Source organism: Spirochaeta cellobiosiphila DSM 17781, from assembly GCF_000426705.1.
GTDB lineage: Bacteria > Spirochaetota > Spirochaetia > DSM-17781 > DSM-17781 > Spirochaeta_E > Spirochaeta_E cellobiosiphila.
Window position 1 is genome coordinate 359244 of sequence record NZ_AUFW01000007.1, and the last position, 17656, is coordinate 376899.

General features: G+C 32.8%; 18 protein-coding genes. 10 read left to right on the top strand and 8 right to left on the bottom strand.

Annotated elements, in window-relative coordinates; translation table 11 throughout:
* The first annotated feature begins 93 nt into the window (after positions 1–93).
* Positions 94–936, top strand: coding sequence for a hypothetical protein (locus K345_RS0101580; protein ID WP_156888266.1), 843 nt, complete (start codon positions 94–96; stop codon positions 934–936).
* Here K345_RS0101580 and K345_RS0101585 read toward each other — a convergent pair whose 3' ends face one another.
* Positions 937–1557, bottom strand: coding sequence for a diacylglycerol/polyprenol kinase family protein (locus K345_RS0101585; RefSeq protein ID WP_028972682.1), 621 nt, complete (start codon positions 1555–1557; stop codon positions 937–939).
* A gap of 159 nt (positions 1558–1716) precedes the next feature.
* Positions 1717–1959 carry a hypothetical protein gene (locus K345_RS23400; RefSeq protein ID WP_211227810.1) on the bottom strand — a complete coding sequence of 81 codons (243 nt, stop codon included), beginning with the start codon at positions 1957–1959 and terminating at the stop codon, positions 1717–1719.
* A 121-nt stretch (positions 1960–2080) separates the two neighbouring features.
* Here K345_RS23400 and K345_RS23405 point away from each other — a divergent pair, with 121 nt between their 5' ends.
* Complete coding sequence (locus K345_RS23405) at positions 2081–2269, top strand: hypothetical protein (RefSeq protein WP_211227811.1); 189 nt, start codon at positions 2081–2083, stop codon at positions 2267–2269.
* A gap of 82 nt (positions 2270–2351) precedes the next feature.
* Here K345_RS23405 and K345_RS0101595 read toward each other — a convergent pair whose 3' ends face one another.
* Genes K345_RS0101595 through K345_RS0101615 form a run of 5 tightly spaced genes read right to left on the bottom strand, consistent with a single transcriptional unit; the run spans position 2352 to position 8922 of the window.
* A complete protein-coding gene (locus tag K345_RS0101595) occupies positions 2352–3464 on the bottom strand; it encodes a hypothetical protein (RefSeq protein WP_028972684.1) in 1113 nt (370 codons plus the stop codon).
* Positions 3461–4411, bottom strand: coding sequence for a prolipoprotein diacylglyceryl transferase (gene lgt / locus K345_RS0101600; RefSeq protein WP_037570752.1), 951 nt, complete (start codon positions 4409–4411; stop codon positions 3461–3463). Before lgt ends, K345_RS0101595 begins: the two co-directional genes overlap by 4 nt.
* 9 nt (positions 4412–4420) lie before the next feature.
* Entirely contained in the window at positions 4421–7294 is a 2874-nt protein-coding gene (locus tag K345_RS0101605; RefSeq protein WP_028972686.1) for a flagellar assembly protein A, read from the bottom strand.
* A gap of 21 nt (positions 7295–7315) precedes the next feature.
* Complete coding sequence (locus tag K345_RS0101610; protein WP_028972687.1) at positions 7316–8458, bottom strand: P-loop NTPase; 1143 nt, start codon at positions 8456–8458, stop codon at positions 7316–7318.
* Positions 8458–8922: a hypothetical protein gene (locus K345_RS0101615; RefSeq protein WP_028972688.1), complete on the bottom strand. Its 465-nt coding sequence runs from the start codon at positions 8920–8922 to the stop codon at positions 8458–8460. Before K345_RS0101615 ends, K345_RS0101610 begins: the two co-directional genes overlap by 1 nt.
* Before the next feature lie 61 nt (positions 8923–8983).
* Here K345_RS0101615 and K345_RS19260 point away from each other — a divergent pair, with 61 nt between their 5' ends.
* The 4 genes from K345_RS19260 to K345_RS0101635 are packed head-to-tail and all read left to right on the top strand — an operon-like array spanning position 8984 to position 12355.
* On the top strand, positions 8984–10465 hold the full coding sequence (locus K345_RS19260; protein WP_053227971.1) for a S41 family peptidase: 1482 nt from the start codon (positions 8984–8986) through the stop codon (positions 10463–10465).
* A gap of 2 nt (positions 10466–10467) precedes the next feature.
* Positions 10468–10869 carry a secondary thiamine-phosphate synthase enzyme YjbQ gene (locus tag K345_RS0101625; RefSeq protein WP_028972689.1) on the top strand — a complete coding sequence of 134 codons (402 nt, stop codon included), beginning with the start codon at positions 10468–10470 and terminating at the stop codon, positions 10867–10869.
* Positions 10869–11615, top strand: coding sequence for an RsmE family RNA methyltransferase (locus tag K345_RS19265; protein ID WP_053227972.1), 747 nt, complete (start codon positions 10869–10871; stop codon positions 11613–11615). The genes K345_RS0101625 and K345_RS19265 overlap by 1 nt, the downstream gene beginning before the upstream one ends.
* The gene (locus K345_RS0101635; protein WP_053227973.1) at positions 11600–12355 is read left to right on the top strand and encodes a WecB/TagA/CpsF family glycosyltransferase; all 756 of its coding nucleotides are present in this window, start codon (positions 11600–11602) and stop codon (positions 12353–12355) included. Before K345_RS19265 ends, K345_RS0101635 begins: the two co-directional genes overlap by 16 nt.
* On the opposite strand, the gene K345_RS0101640 is transcribed toward K345_RS0101635, so the two are convergent.
* Positions 12352–12795, bottom strand: a complete 444-nt coding sequence (locus K345_RS0101640; protein ID WP_028972691.1) for a hypothetical protein — start codon at positions 12793–12795, stop codon at positions 12352–12354. The two genes, K345_RS0101635 and K345_RS0101640, sit on opposite strands and share 4 nt — an antisense overlap.
* A 157-nt stretch (positions 12796–12952) precedes the next feature.
* On the opposite strand from K345_RS0101640, the gene K345_RS0101645 reads away from it, so the two are divergent.
* The 4 genes from K345_RS0101645 (at position 12953) to K345_RS0101665 (ending at position 17654) form a co-directional block, all read left to right on the top strand.
* Positions 12953–13504 (top strand): STAS domain-containing protein, encoded by a 552-nt coding sequence (locus K345_RS0101645; protein ID WP_028972692.1) that lies wholly within the window; start codon positions 12953–12955, stop codon positions 13502–13504.
* Positions 13505–13546: 42 nt separating this feature from the next.
* Positions 13547–13930 carry a YbjN domain-containing protein gene (locus K345_RS0101650; protein ID WP_037570754.1) on the top strand — a complete coding sequence of 128 codons (384 nt, stop codon included), beginning with the start codon at positions 13547–13549 and terminating at the stop codon, positions 13928–13930.
* 9 nt (positions 13931–13939) lie between these two features.
* The gene (locus tag K345_RS0101655) at positions 13940–14620 is read left to right on the top strand and encodes a PspA/IM30 family protein (protein ID WP_028972694.1); all 681 of its coding nucleotides are present in this window, start codon (positions 13940–13942) and stop codon (positions 14618–14620) included.
* Positions 14621–15974: 1354 nt separating this feature from the next.
* Entirely contained in the window at positions 15975–17654 is a 1680-nt protein-coding gene (locus tag K345_RS0101665; protein WP_028972696.1) for a hypothetical protein, read from the top strand.
* Positions 17655–17656 lie beyond the last annotated feature (2 nt).

The following is a 17656-nucleotide window of genomic DNA, read 5'->3' on the forward strand; positions in this document are numbered from 1 at the left end:
TCTGCACCTCACTATTACTATCGACAAATAACAAACAAGATTAAAGTATTTTTCCTTTGACCTAGTTACTCGTATAGTGTTTAATTCTAGTATATGACATTGGCCCTTAGAAGTACTTTTACATTATTATCAGTTATTCTATCATTACTTTTATCAATTTTAGGTATTTATATATTTGCTCAACTCCTTTATCTTCATGGTCTGTCATTTTTTGAACAACTTAACTTGTCCAGTTCCTGGATTTGGTGGTTTCTAACAGATGAATCACCTGTTATGCCAAAACAAGCTTTCCAAACTTCTATCTCTGCCATTATCCTTAGCTTGATTGCCTTCATTGCGCTTGTATTATTTAGAATGTATTTCCGAAAAACATCATCACCAGAAGTCTTTTTCTTTTCCTTATTTCTTTTAACTTTATCTTTTAATGTTTTAAGAATTTTAAATCTGTATATCTATAGTGAAAATTATATAATTAACTTTATAGAACTGAACACAAGAATTATCCTTATGTCTCGTATATCAGGTTGCCTGTTCTTATTGTCAGCCTCTTTATATGCAGCGGACTTTAAATATCAAGATTATGGAATACTCATATTATTAAATATAGTATTGTCTTTTCTAATAAGTGCGAATATCCCAATTAATGATATGAAAATATCCTCTAACCTGCTTAACACACCAGGAGATCTTCCCTATTTTGTCATATTTCTTCTTATAATAGAACTATTAGGAATACTTAATCTTATTGTTGCGTTTCTCATTAAGAATAATCAGGATTACTTATATTTAGCTGTGAATTTATTATTTGTTTATCTAGGTATTGAATTAGTATTCCAACCCTTGCCTATCCTGATAAACGTCTTGGGATATGTACTTTTAATTATTGGAACAATCAGATTCGGAATCCGATTCCATAGAATATATCTTTGGATCTAATTAGGCCATTATTATCAAAGAAAATAGCCCTGTTAGTACAGGAATAGCTATATTATCAAAATCTCTTAATGGAAAAATTTCTACAAATCCGCAAAACAACGCTATAGCGATACTCAAAGAAACATCATTAGTAATAAAAAAAACTGCTATTAAAACTGCTATTATACCAGCCAAAGTTCCTTCAAAAGTTTTTCCACCAGTAAATGGGATTTTTATAATACCAAAATATTTACCAACCAGACTGGAAATACCATCTCCAAAGGCCAAAGCATATATTCCAATAGAAGCTGATGGTTCAGGATATAATAACAAACATAACATAGTCCCCAATCCTAGGGTAATGGGTCCTAAGACCATCTTACCAGAATCACGCTTTCTGGCTGCCATCACTGTCACCTTACTTAATACAGGTATATTTATTCCGTTAGTTCTTAACATCTCACTAACAGAATAAAAAATGGTTCCTAATGCCAACAAAACCATAGTTAAATTTAAATTAATTTTAGCGAATAACGGAACTAATGCAATAGTCATATGAATAGACTTGCGAACTAGTTCAGTACGTAATTCTGAACGATCGCTTTTCTTAACTAAACTCACTGTTCCAATCACTTGTTCCATATTCAAATCCTCATCACTCATCCCTTACATATTATGCAATTATTTTGCCAACAATAAAAATATTACTTATTTATATAATATATATAGAATTAAACACCACTAATATAGTTTATCTAATGAACCAACCTTATTTGTGTATACTATTTAATACAAACTAATTCATTTTTTACTATGAATTTCTTTTTTAAGATCTTCTAGGTCAGTTCTTAAATCATTTATTTGTAGCTTTAGCTTTCTTTGGGCATGGGCAGTGTAAATCATTCGCAATAGAGTTACAGGGATATAGGATAGAATCGCTATCAAAACTTTGTTGATAAGAAAATCAGATTGAAAACTCGAATTCTCAGGACTTATATAAGGCCATATAGATTTTAGAAGGTCTATATTCTTCGCCTCTTCCATTAAATATATCACAGGAATCAAAAAAGGAGGATAAAGCCTAACACTAAACAAAACTATTAGACTCACTATTGAAATCAGTAAATAGGATATTGTGATAAGAACGAAGGAGCGCCTATAACTTTTGGGTCCTCTAAGACTGGATATCTTCAATAATATTGATAATGTTAATATCAATATTATCTGTAATACCATACCAATTATGTCTAATGGAATAACAATATTGTTAGAAAAACCAGAAAACATAGTCAGCAAGAAAATAGAACTCGGTGTAACCATTAATAAAAAACGCCAAGGGCTGTCTTCTGCATAGTTTAAAGGATGTTCCCATTGTTTATACAAATATATTGACCATGACACAATTATCAAAAAGGTAAGAATATAAATTAACCAAATCATCTTGAGCGGCTCCAAAAGGATACGCCTAACCATTTACTAGGATCAGCTACATTACTCCCAATCAAACCAATGGATACAGATTCTGTAGTTTCTGCTACTACATATTTTCTAGAATTAAAATTAAATTGGGCTCCAGTATAATCCATACTTATACCGACCATAGCATGAGAATACTCTTCAGATACCATCAATATTGATTCCACCCCCCAATGCTCTAAAATACTTATAATGAGTAAGGATCGCGAATCACAATCACCACTAAACTCATAAGCTGTAGCTACAGGTGACAATAGATCTGAGAAAAGTTCAGATCTTGTATACTTAAAATTTTGAACCCATGACACTAGTTTCTGAATTCTTTCAGTCTCTGAGTACTCGGACCAGTATATATCAAGAAAAGAAGACAAAACATCAAGTCGTTCATAGTTATCTTCATATATAAGCTGATAATATCTAATCCATGCTTCAGTAAAATCATTTTTACCATAAGAGGCCAGTATCCTTGCTTCCCGTTCAATTATAATCTGACTAACCTTAATAGAATTTTGATCGTAAAAAATATATCTGTTATCTAAAACCAAACCTTTTTCATTATCTTGTTTAAAATGAGAAGCAACACTAATAATTCCTGCACAATTTTGAATAGGGAGGATACGGACACTATCAATGGTGGATAGTATAATGTCAGAGGCATTATCAAAATCGTTCTGAAGGGTAAAGCAAGAAATACCAAGAAATCCATCTTTGGTTTCAACAAAGGCAAAAACACCAGTCATATCTATAGCATTAACTACAAAATCATAAAAACCCAATACACCTTTATATGAACGATACTTAAAATCTGTTGAGTCTCCAACTAATACAAATTGATCTGAATACAAATCAACCAACTGATTTAAACCTTGTATTTCTTTTGAAGTATAATACCCAATTTGACAGGCAATCTTTCCATCTGAAGAGCTAAAAGACCACAAAAAATCATTAGTGTTATCCACAATTTTCCAGCCCACTGGTAAGTAAATAGAATATTGACCTAACTGATTTATTATAGGATCTGCTCCTAATCTCTGAACAATTATAAATAAGAACAGGAGCAGTAGCTTTTTCATTTTTTTGTCTTTCTATCCACTTGAACAAAAGCAATATAAGAAATAATTCCACCTAAAATCATTAGAAAACATAAAATCTGACCAGTAGTAAAATTAAATAAGCTTTGAAAAAGATAGTTAGGATTATTTTGCACACCAAACATAATGGGGAAATCCATACCTACATCTGGTTCTCTAAAATATTCAATAACAAAGCGGAAGAATCCATAGCCTATCAAATAAAAACTAATCAGGCCTCCTCTAACTTTTACAAAACGGGGAATGACAAACCAAAGCAACAGCCAAAGAATCACACCTTCAAACAAAGCTTCATACAACTGAGAAGGATGTCTTGGTAGATTGATTTTATCCATGTTGTTCGCAATAGTAATATTCAATCTATTCATAGTATCTTTAACCCAGGGCTGATTAACATCAAACTTTTCAGCATTTGGAAATATAACACCCCATGGAGCAGTGGTTACTCTCCCATATAGTTCTCCATTCAAAAAATTACCTATCCTTCCAAATGTATACCCTAATGGAATAGAGGTTACTAACATATCGCCCCAAACCAGAACATCCATTTTCTTGATCTTTGAGAAGATAACAGCAGCAATGGTTCCTCCAATTACACCACCATGATAACTCATACCAGCCAAGCCAGTAAAATGACCATTTTGAAAAGGCCAAAATATTAACCAGGGGGCAGTCCAATAACGGCCAGAAGTATCATATACCAAAGTAGCAAAGATTCTTGCCCCAACAATAACTCCAACAATGACCCAAGTAACATAATCACTTACAATATCTTTTTGCGTATTCAATTTTTTCTGTTTTATTTGATAATTCAATAAATAATACGCTATAGCAAAAGCAACCAAATACATAAGTCCATACCAACGTATTGGTAGCCCAGGAATTATTTCAGGTTTAATCCATGAGGGATAATTTAAATATGCCAGCATCTTAACTCCTTATATTGATTCATATTTAATATGACCTGTTTCTTTTTCAAAATAAAATTTTACATTTTTTAACTTTGTTTCAACTACATATTCACGACCGTGGCTTTCTAGAACAACTCCTGGAAAAATACTACCCCAAATAACAACATCAGATTCGAAATGTTCTTCGTATTTTTCTCTAAGATTAAAAACAGCTAAAGTCTTCTTTTCCATTTTTTTCATAATATCTACTTTTTGCTTTCGAATTTTATCCAAACCTTCCTTTTTTTGATTCTTTTCATAGGCTACCATTATTTGATCTATCTTTAATATAGTTTGTTTCAACTTCTCAATATCCCGCTCTTCTGCTGCAATTTTATTTTCAACTAAGTAATCTTGACCAAAAGAGACCCTGGTTGTAACAGCAGATTCAGAACCTAAGTTTAAGACTTCTAAACCTCTTCTACTCTTGATCACTCCACCAACAAGTGAAGACTGAGTTTTATTTAAAAAAATACGGCCATTGCAATTAATATTAACTCTCAAACATGACTTTGTTATATTAACATTACCTACAGACATAAGAGTCGAGTTTTCCACAAAAGATAAATTAATATGCTTCTTGGCCCTCAAAACCCCCTTACCAAGACCTCTCACTCCCATTTTGACGATAATTGATCCATCTGCTGAAAGAAGAGCACTTTGAACTCCTTGATAGACATGAATATCACCTCCTGCAATAGCAACAGAACCAGGTGTTATATCACCCTTAATAATAATCGATCCAGGAAAACGTAACTTTCCTTTTGATCGGGTAAGGTTTCCATCTATATACTCTGAATCCCGTATATAAATACGTTGATCCTCATAAATCAACTCTCCAGCATTTTCTGCAAATAAGGAATAAACACTATCAGAGTCCTCTCTAGTAATATTTCTCCCTATTTCTATAGAGAAATCTTCATCACTTATACCAGGTATTGGGCGATTATAGACATCTTTGCCTTCAACAATACTATCAGAAAGCCTAACATCAATAAGATGCTGGCCTTTTTTTACAGGGATGTTGAATTTGTTATCTTTTCGTAACAGGCCTTTAATATCTGGAAATTGGTAGATTATTCTACCTTCAAAACTATTAGAAGGAGGAGTTCCCTGTGCGATTAAAAAATTACGAACTTCTCCTCCTGCTATAAAAATATCTAAAGCTTCTTCTAATCTTGATTTGTCTACACCATTATTTACTTTAGCCTTAGTTAACGTATTTGTTAACATTTCCATATCTATACCCAGGCCACTACCTTCTGGTCTATCAATATTAAGAAAAGCTCTAAGCCTATCTTCACTTACTATGATTTCTATATTTGCATTCTTATAACTTGTTACCAATAAAAAGATACTTTCTTCTTTTTCTGCTATCACTAACAGTCCATCAGTTGAAGCAATAAGATGATTACCATTCATTCGAAGACCATCGACGATCACAATATCAGGATCATTTCCTGGCATACCTGGAATCTCTTTACCAAAAATATCACGGCCAGTTGTTCCCACAACTTTTGCTCCACTAGGAACAGAAAATTGTGCTAATTGTTTACCTTTTGTAACATATGATGCTTTAGTTAAATAATTTATAGGAAAATTTTTATTTTCAATTCTTATTTTGCTAAACTCTTTCTGGCTCATAAAATCAAGCTTAAATTCTAAAAACCTCGATTCTCCTTGGGTTGGAGCTATTCCTTCTACAATAACATAGTTTTTTAACACCATTTCTTTGGATGATATAAAATTTTTTAGATCCCTATTGATCTTGTCAAAATCAACATCTTTAAATTGATACGATTGTATTAGGGTTTTTAGCTTTTTTACATCAAGAGGACTTCCTTTGCCCACACCTTTATGTAGATTTAGATATGCAATTACTTTATCAGTAGAAATATCTACAGAAACTTCACAATCTTTATCTTGAGAAATGCATACCTTTTTATAACTTTTCCTATTCTGTATGGACTTGATTATTAAAGCATAAATCTTATCTTCATTTTTTAAGAACTCTTTGGGATATTTAAGAGAATGAAGTGAAGTCAGAACTTTTTCTTTGGATGGAAGACTACTTTCGGGAGAACCAGTTGTGATAGATAAATAACAGGTACTATTATCTTCTGATAAATAAAAATTAAATGCGTGAGGAGAAAAGGGAACAACATCCACCCAGTTACTACCTATTCTAGCAAAACCTCTTGTCTTAGCTATTATTGAGTGCTTACTAACTTCAACGCCATTACCAGGAAGAATGCTATCATCATTTAAAGAGGGAGCGGGAATTGGCCTACCAAATACATTCTTACCAGGAGAACCAGGAGAACCAGGAGAACCAGATACAATATTTGCAATAATATCGTTAGTATCAACATAAAAAGCATTTACAACTGCATCATTCACAGTTACAGCTTCTTTGATCTCTTTTTTCTCTATAAAGGAAACTTTTTCCTGTTTAGCTTTTAAGAAAGGCAAAGATTTCTTATCAACTAGTTTTTCTTTTTTTACTTTTTCTATAATGATTTTGTAAACCGCAGGAGCTTTTGCAGCACCTAAGAGAATATCTTGTTCAACTTGCAATTCCGGTGGAGTTTGCTGCTCTGTCCAATTGACTACTGTTTTAACAGGTTCTGTGGGTGCGGTCCCAGAAGCAGCCAATACCCTTTTGTCCTTTCTTAAAACCTTTAGGTAATCATCATAAACGCTAGTGTCTGATTCTAAGATGACACCTTTTTTTTTAAGATGCTCCATAAGGGTCTGGGAGGTAATGTCATCACCATCAGGATCCTCAACAAAAATTAGGTAGGCTTCTAATTCTTTATCATCAACTTCTAAAGTAAGAAACCCCTTCAATTTATCAGCCATACTACTCTATTCCCGCTGTAACTAAACTTTAAAGCCCTGTTTAGCAGCCCTCAGGATTTTAGACTTCAGCAATAAATTCTCTTTTTTAATCTGATTCAATTCTAATTGTTGAACTCTTATTGTTTCAACAAGATCTCCCATGGTAAGAGCACCTGTATTTAATAAGGCTTCCACATCTTGTAATTTTGCATTGAAATCAACCTCCGCTTCATAAGCCGCTTCAAGATAGGTATCATCAATTGAATCAATTTCGAAATTTCCATCATCCTCTTCTGCTAACTGGAGAACTTTATCGGCGATTCTGTACATAGCTTGTGCAACAATTGATTGGGGTTTATATACTATTATCGGTAAACGACTACCTAAGGCCGTTTTTTGAATCTCATCTCGATAGATAATACCAAGGTGTTCTAGATCAACGCCTAAATATTCTTTAGTACTTCTTCGAATTTTGTCTGCTTTATCCACATCCTTTGGATCATCAAGCATATTGAAGACTAATCTTGGTCGAAAATGCTTTATTTTTTCATAAAATTTATTATAACTTTCAGGATCTTCCTTTCTAATGGTCTCTAGGAATTTAGGCAAATATATCTTCTGTAAACCAGAAATCGATTGAAATGCCTTATCTAATTGATCAGCTGCAATAGACCCTTTTTTAAAGGAAGCCGATAATATCCTGAATACTGTATTCTTTAGAAACAAGTAAGCATTAAGAGTGGCTGTTAAGGTTGGTGTTGATACTATGATACCATGACTGGACATTAAGAAAAAATCCAGCGTATTAAAACTACTACCAGCCCCCAAATCAAGTATCAAAAAGTCACAATCCAAGCCCTTAAGAGCTTTTATTAAACGACTCTTTTGACTAGCCTTAAGATTGGCTACACCCGGAATTTCAGAGTCTCCTGGTAAAAAGAATAAACCAGCATACTCCGTTTCCATAACCAAAGAATTAAGAGCTAACTTAGAATTACTTAAAAAATTGCCAATACCCTGAGGAATGGCTCTTATTCCTAAAATATGATGTAAATTAGAAGCTCCTAAATCCAAGTCAGTCAAAATAACTTTTTTACCTGTTTCTGCTAAAGCAATAGCTAGATTGGCAGACAAAGTTGACTTACCAACACCCCCCTTACCACTCGCTATGGGTATAATATGCATCAGTCATCCTCCAAAGGTGTTTCTGTCCAATCAGGTAATTGATTCGTATCCATTTTATCTATTTTGGGATCAGATACTTTAAATAATAGTGCTGTCATTAACAATAGGTCAAAGGCCACAATACCTAACAAAGGTAAGATGTTAATAAATAATATACCATTATTTGTAATTCTTAGCATAAAGGCTCTATATAAGCCAAGTATTAATGAAAATTCAGTTATTACAGATAGGGCTTTAGAAAAGACTAATATTCTATTATATTTGAACAACTGACTTCTAACGAAACAAGTAAAGAATAAAAGAGCAGGTGTGACCAGTTGAGGAACCCCGACAGTTAGTACGATTGTAGATAGGATAGTATTTCCTTTTGGGTTGATATAGCCCATGGCCCATTGAAATAACATAATGGTCCTTAACAAATCTACAATAGCAATGATGAATCTTTGTGTTGATTTTGTGCTCATGTGTACTAAAGTTTATGCAGGAACCCCTCTACGGTCAAGGCTGTAAAATCAGGAGTATTTGATGAAGCTAAAAAATGAAAAATTCTTATGGATGGGCATCACTGCATTTTCAGTTTTATTTATAGCCCTTTTAATGTTAACACCAAAAGCATTCGCCCAGAGCCAGAATGATAAACAAGAGAACATATATAATTATGGAACCATGTTTCAAAGTGTTTTTAACTTTGTTTTGAACAATTACGTTGATGAAATGGATCCAGAAGTTCTATTTGAAGGAGCTATGAAAGGATTGTTCGAATCTATGGATGATCCCTATACGTTATTTCTGACAGAAGACGATATGTCAGATTTTGCCGATACCACAGAAGGAACTTTTGGAGGAGTAGGTCTGTATATATCAAAGCCAGATCCCAGAGCTGTAAAATTAAGAGAAGCTGCTCTTGAAAAAGAATTAATAGAAAAAGGAAAAGACTTTGATATTAAAAAACTTGATCCACAATATCGGGAATATCCAGACTATGTAGAAATAGTATCACCTATTGAAGATACGCCCGCTTTCAGAGCAGGATTAATGACTGGCGACTACATCACACAAATTGAAGGGAAGCCCATTAATGACCTAACTGTTGATGACGTGATTAGTAAATTAAGAGGAGAAGCTGGCACCTCTGTCAAAATAACCATACTTAGACACGGTACAATATCCTTTGATGTTGAGTTAAAACGAGCATTGATTGAAGTTCCAACAGTAAAACATGCCATGATCAATGACATCGGATATATAAGAATAATACAGTTCACACCATACACCGCAGACAGGGTCAAAGAAGCACTAAAAGAATTCAAAGATAAAAACTACAAAGGGCTTATTATCGATTTAAGAAATAATCCTGGAGGATTACTGGATGCAGTTGTAAAAACTGCTGACTATTTTTTTAGTGACGGTATCATCGTGAGCACTAAAAGCAGGATAAAAAGTGAAAACCATATATATAAGGCATCAAAGACCAAAATTGTTAATGACAATATTCCCATAGAAGTACTTATAGATGGAGGAAGTGCTTCAGCAGCAGAAATATTATCAGGAGCTTTAGGCGATAGAGATAGAGCAGAATTAGTTGGAAAAACAACCTATGGGAAAGGTTCTGTTCAGCAGATTATCCCTTTTGGAGAAGAAGGCTTTAAGATGACTGTGGCAAGATATTACACACCTAATGATGTTAATATTGATAAGATTGGTATCAATCCTGATATTGTTGTAGAGGAACCAGAGATGAGTGAAGAGGAATTAAAAAACTATCAGACATTATTACAAGATAATCGAATCGCTCAATTCATAGAAGCAAATCATAACCCGACTACACAGCAGATACATAATTTCTATGAAAACCTTGTAGAAGAAGGGATTAATCTAGAAGAGCGTCTTATAAAAAGAATGATACTTGTTGAAAATAGTCGAGTGACAAATGAACCACTCCCTGTTTATGATATGGAATATGATATCACTCTCCAAAAAGCAATGGATAGAGTATTAAGTAGATGAAAATGATAGTAAAGACTCTAACAACTGATCACCATGATCAGTTGTTAGATATTACAAAAACTGTTGAAACATATGTACAAAATTCAGGTATAAGAGAAGGTTTATGTGTTGTGTATAGTCCTCACACCACTGCTGGAATTACAATAAATGAAGCCTATGATGGGGATGTCAAAAAAGACATTATCTATCTATTTAATAATGTAGCACCCTGGAATGACAATAATTACAAACATAGTGAAGGAAATTCAGCAGCCCATTTTAAGACTTTATTGACAGGAACAAGTGCTACAATCCCTTTTGTTGATGGAGGCCTTACTTTAGGAACTTGGCAGGGTATTTATTTCTGTGAATTTGATGGGCCTCGTCACAGACAGTATCATATTAGTCTCCTTGGAAATTATTAATGAAACAACTTTTGATTCCCTCAGATAAAATAATCAAAAATACAATCACCTTAAATAAAGAAATATATCACTATTTGATAAATGTCAGAAGATATTCTATAGGACAAGAACTTAAAGGCATTGATGATAAGGATCAAGAATACAGTCTCATCATTCAAGATATCAGAGAGGGAGAAGTCCAACTTTCAATACACAAACTGGATAAGAATAAAACAAATACAACAAATATCATATTAGTACCCTTCCTTCTTAAAGGAAAAAAACTAGAGGATGTCATTCGTCATGCCACTGAAATGGGAATAAATATAATCCAGCCAGTAGAAGGACGATATTGCATTGCCAAAATTAGCGATAAAGAAGAATCGAAGCTAAAGCGTTGGCAAAAAATAAGTATAGAAGCTGTACAACAATCAGGCTCTTCAAAAGTCCCTACTATAAGACAGACAATAAAATTTAGTCAATTAAATGAGCATATACCAGATAACTATTTAAAACTATTTTTCCATCAAGAACCACTTGAACAAGAAAGCCTACATAGCTATCTTTCCCAAAGCTACCCAGGTATTGCTCTCATCATAGGTCCCGAAGGAGGCCTTGCTGCTGAGGAAGTTAATGAAATGCGTTCATGGAATTACAAACCAGTATTTTTAGGATCAAATATCCTAAGAGCAGAAACGGCTAGTTTATACGCCACTGCAGCAGTTAAAACAATAATACAGGAGAAAAGTAGTTGGAAAACATTATAGAGGCAAAGCGAGTTTATTTCTTAAGAATACCCATTGATATTGTTCCACCTGATGCTTTGGAACCTATTATTCTTAATTTGTTAGACAAAAAAGAACACCAACAAATAATATTTCTGTCTTTTTCTGATTTCATGAAGGCTAGAAGAGATAAAGAATACTTTAGAATGTTAGAAAATGCAGGATTAGTCATACCTCTTTCCAAGAGTTTGCAAAATGGTATGAAGTTTTTAAAACTCGATATACCCCAACAATATGAACCTTTTCATTTTGTCATCAGAACATTAGGTATCTTAGAAAATTATAGACGCTCCTTGTATATTTTGGGTGGAAAAAAACAAGTAACCCAAATATCAGACAACAATCTAAGGAGCAGTTTTCCCGGTATAAGTATGGTAGGAAGATACTCTGGATACTATCCTAAAAATATGGAAAAGGATATAAAAACAGCTATACAAAAGAGTAATCCAAGTTTTCTTTTAATTGGGGATGGTATTAAGAAAGCTAATTCCTGGGTCTACCAAAACCGCAAGCACCTAAATGAAGGATTATCATTATATGTAAAGTCTATCTTTCAAATCATTGCAGGTAGAAAAAGACGTCCTGATCGTGAAAAATTTCTCAAGGGCCAAAGCAATATAGGAAAAACTATTCTTAATCCTTTAAAATACTATAGATTATTTCAATACATTTATTACTATATATTATTGTTTATTAGCAAAATAAGATCCCCAAAAAACTAAGGGATGCGTTTTATCAACGAACCTGATAATAAGGGAATATTCTCATCATCATAACCTACAAATCGACAAAGAACTAAGACTTCATCATTAGTGGATATTTCATTAATGGTAGGAGTCCTAGATCTTCGTGGAGGAAAATTCAAAAGAAATTCCTTCCCTTTAAATTGAACATAACACTTATACAACTCTACAGTTTCACCACTCCATTCTCCATCATATAACTCAACAAGAACTGTATAACTATCTTCATTACGATCAATCAAATTTACCGAATATACTCCTGCAATAAGAACTAACCACTTATCTTCCTGGAAATCCGTATTATGTAAAGATTTAATATCATAATCAAAACTTATCCTATCCAAAATATCACTACTACTTTGTGCAAACACTATAATAGGAACAAAAAACATGATCAGAGTTAATAACTTTTTTTCCATTAACCTTCTCCTACAATTACTTAATATTATTTAGTCAAAGTATGCCATGGTCAAGGGTTGCATTTATTCAAAAAAAAACCTAATACATTTGACAAAGGTCTAAGCACCAAATAATATTAAGTACTGACTATTTATACTATTTTTTTGAAGGGGAACCATGAATAACAACGATATTGTACCTGGATTCGACGATGAGAAGGACGATTCCCTAAAAATCCGTCTACAGAAAATTGATCAGGTGGAAGGTTGCCTCGTCTTGTATCTTACGGGATACATCGATACTTACAATTCTAATTTTTTCCAGAAAAGAGTAACAAAGGCAGTAGAAGCTGGATATATAAACATGATATTTCATTGTGGTGGTCTAAATTATGTATCTAGTACAGGGATTGGTTCTTTTACAGCATTTTTAAAAGCTGTAAAGCCACGTGGTGGAGATTTAGTACTTTTAGAGATTCAACCCAAAGTCTACGAAGTCTTCCAGTTGTTAGGATTTAGTCAATTTTTCAACATAAAAGAAAATTTAGACGAAGCTGTTGAGTACTTTTCCCATGATGACAAGGCAGGAGCGACAGGGACTTTTCCAAAGATCTTTAAATGTCCCATATGCTCAAAAAAGTTAAAAGCAACAAAACCTGGACGATTTAGATGTTCTGAATGCAAAACAATTCTGGCGATCGATAACTCAGGTCAAGTTTTTCTTGGTTAGTTAGTTAAAATTAATAAAAGATCGTCCCGTATGGGAGGTAATATGGATTATAAAAACAAAGTAGAGTCATATCTTATAAATCTAGATTGTACGTTTGAAAATCTTGATGACAGCATGTGGCTTATAACAGATGAGGAAAAAGGCCTAAACAACATAATATTAATGCTTGAAGAACCAATATTGATTGTTAGAATTAATGTTATGAGCCTACCTACAAAGAAACGTGAAGATTTATATAAACAAGTACTAACATTGAATGGTTCAGATCTGATGCATGGTGCTTATGCTATTGAAAATGAGAATCTTATCTTGATCGATACCCTGGAAATAGCTACTTTGGATTTAGAAGAGTTACAAGCTTCATTAGATGCATTTGGACTTGCTCTAGCACAACATTTTAAAGCATTAAGCAAGTATCGGGATTAGGAGGACAAGATGGGATTGTTTGACCGTATAAAGAGAGTATTCAAATCGAATATCAATGACATAATAAGCAAAGCTGAAGATCCACAAAAAGTTTTAAACCAGATCATTATTGATATGAATGAACAACTCATTGAGAGCAAAAAAAGTGTTGCATCAGCGATTGCTGATGAGAAAAAATTAGAACGACAGATGAACGAACATCTTTCTCAATCTCAAGAGTGGGAGAGAAAAGCTATGCTTGCAGTAAAGGCTGAGAAAGATGATTTAGCAAAAGAAGCTTTAATTCGTAAGCAAGATATAGACAAAATTGCAGTATCTTACAAGGGGCAATGGGAAGCCCAACACAAAACTGTTGAACAGTTAAAATCCAGCTTACGCCAACTGCAACAGAAGATAGAAGAGGCTCAAAGAAAGAAAAATTTACTTATAGCCCGTGCTAAGAGAGCTGAAGCTCAACAGAAAATCAACTCTACCCTATCAAAGATGAGTAATAATTCCGCGTTTGATGCTTTTGATAGAATGTCCGCTAAGGTAGATCAGATAGAAGCAGAAATTGATGCTACCCAAGAACTTGAAGATTTAACATCAGGAGACACTCTTGATAAGCAATTTGAAGCTCTAGAGGATCCTAGTTCTGGAGCAGAATTATTACTGGAACAGTTAAAAGGCAAAATGGAAAAAGAAAGCTGACGAAATTCTATTTTGAATAATAAAAACCCACTTCTAGAAGTGGGTTTCTTTTTTTATAACCTAATTTATTTTTTAAATCACATACATCTTTAGGTATTAAGTTTCTATTGTCTGAAAGAGTAGGAATTATGATATTGTACTTGTTCACATTTTTTTGTGGATAAATCTATGAATTCTCATATATAGTTGTGGATAACTTGTGGAATGTTTGTTGGAATACTGCATTATCTATCAATTACATAATTGTAAGATTGATATACCTAGGAAAAATAATTTACTCCAACATAGAATATGAATTATTAATTCCTTTACACACAAAGATATAACAGTTTTTTTAGGGGAATTCTATTTTTTTTTACGAAATTCACTTGAATTTCTTGAATTCACAAATTTCCACAAATTCCCAATTTAGCTTGTGGATAAGTAGTGGACAAAGCAAGAAATGAGATCAGACTACTGATTTTGAAGATAATCTTTCGTTCAACTAATAAAACGCATTTCTTTATAAGTTTCTTGCAATATGAAAAGTCGATATGTTAGTCTTCTATTGTGGTTAGGCGAATTTACTCATTATTATATTTTGTATTAATTTATCTACTATCTACAATCTCAATACTGGGATTAACATTGATTTATCTATCAATTAATCCTTACGATTTTTCGCTAACTTTTAATTGGTTTATTAAGTTAGTTATTTTCATAACACCCGCAAGTCTAACATTGGCTTTATTTTTTAATTTCATTAGAAGTAGTCGCTATAATAGCCTATCCGCTTTATTTTTTTTAATTTGTATTGGGGTGTTCTTTTTTTTCATACCTATGCCTCAATTTAAGTTTATCCTTACAGACCCGCAATTTGAAAATGGTGTCATATATCCCTTTGATCAGATAGTGTATAAAAGAAATGATAGATATCTACAATTAGAACCTGACCAGACCATAACAGAAACATCCACAAGGCCCAAAAGTCATGGGAGAGAGAGATTTAGTTTAATTCACTTGCAAACTGTTCCTAATCTAATTCAACAATGGATAAATGAATATTCTAAAATAATAAATATATTATCCAAATGGAGATCTCAGTCTCTCTTAAAGATTATATTGTATATCAGTTTACCTTTGTTTCTAATATCCACAATAACTATCAGTCACCTCTTTCACTATAGAGTACTTAGCTTTGGCATATACTTCTATCTATTTATATATTTACATCAAGTGAATTTATTTTATAGCCAGACAAGCGAACTACTAAGGCAGTATGTACCAACGTCATATTATGAAAAAATTCATTTAGGAATTATCTATCTACTTATAGTAGTATTATGTGTGATATATACAACAGCCAGGAAGTCTCATGCTAAAAAAAGTAGTTAACACTTTTTTACTATATCTCCTTTTATTAACTTTCATCATAGTGATTATTGGCAGTACTGTTTCCATATCCAGAGTATTAAGTGGTAAATATATAACGGGAATTATTATTTTTTATCAATCTTTGAAGTATTTATTAGATAATTTTTTTGCCACTAATGTGGTAATAATATTGCTCCTTTATTCCTTTATTGTTCCTCGTTTAAATCAAAAGTTAACAACAGAAACTCTCATTTACCCTTTTTTCGCAATCATGGTATTTGCAACAGGAATGGCTACATTAAATAATAACTATTTACAATATGTACTGGATAGTAGGTATTCCAGCTATAACTATACAAGACTTATGTCTGAACGTTTACTGGATCAAGCTCAATCGGCGATAGCAGATAAGAATGACAAAATGGCCGTCAATCTCTTAGAGCAATATATCCAAATGCATCCCGATGATGAAGAAATACAACAGCTTCTCTTTTTAAGAGAGCGTTCCCTAGAAATGTCTGATCAAAATGTTGATGCTAAAATATCCCAGAATTTACAAAATGACCTAACCTATTATTCTTATGAAAAACTCATTGAATTATCACAGAAAGAAAAAAAACCTGTTGTCGCTCTCAATTACTTATTAATAGCCAAACAAATGAAAAAATCAGACATAGTTGTGGATAACTTAATAGAAATTCAAAGAGACAAAATATCCAAGTTACAGCTTACAGAATATGAATTATCAAATGAAAAATACTACGATAAAAAAAAGGAGTACTTAAATCTTCTCTTATCAGGTGACCCAATAAGAGCCTACTATGGATTTAAGAATCTCATACTTACTTATCCTAATGATCTTGATTTAGAGAAATACTATTACATGAGCTTAGGAACTGTTAAAAAAAAGGCTTTCTTTATATCTGAAGCAAAGAAGAATCTTCAATTAGAAGGTAAGACCAATTTATTTTTCATCAATAGTACAGAACCACTAGAAATTATAACAGCCTCTAAAATGGTTAACACGAATCATGGAACCTATTGGCAAGATCTAAATATCTATAGATACAATAAGGATAAAATCACTATCCATATTATATCCCCCTATGCAAAACTCATCGAAGATTCTATTTACCTCCGGGCATTGGATGAAGATTCTTTTGAAGATAGAAGATACCCGATATTAAGACAAGGATTAGAAGTACCTATTGATATGGTTAGTTTTAAGCTCAATATTGATGTGGAGAAACTTATGAGATTACCATCTCATTCTGATGACTTAAAAAAGCTCTCTTTGTCTGTATTAATTAATTTTTACCGAGATCATTCTTATTATCCTTACGACAATGTATTAATTGAGAGAGAGATACTAAATAGAATTGTCTATCCATTTAGTTTTTTCATCTTCTTTATCGGATGGTCATATTTTTCCTATCGTTTTAGATTAAATAAATGGTCACATTTATTCACCTTTGGACTGGTGACCAGTATAGTATTCTTTCTATTAGCGCAACCTATCGAGATCATATACAACTACTCTTTTTATCTTATCACAGGAATACTACTCCAATATTTTCAATTGGGATTAGCTATAATAGGAACAATTCTCATGTTCTTTATAATACTTCTCATTCTTGTAACCTTGTGGGTTAAAACAATACAAAAAAGAGCAGCTTTTTAGCT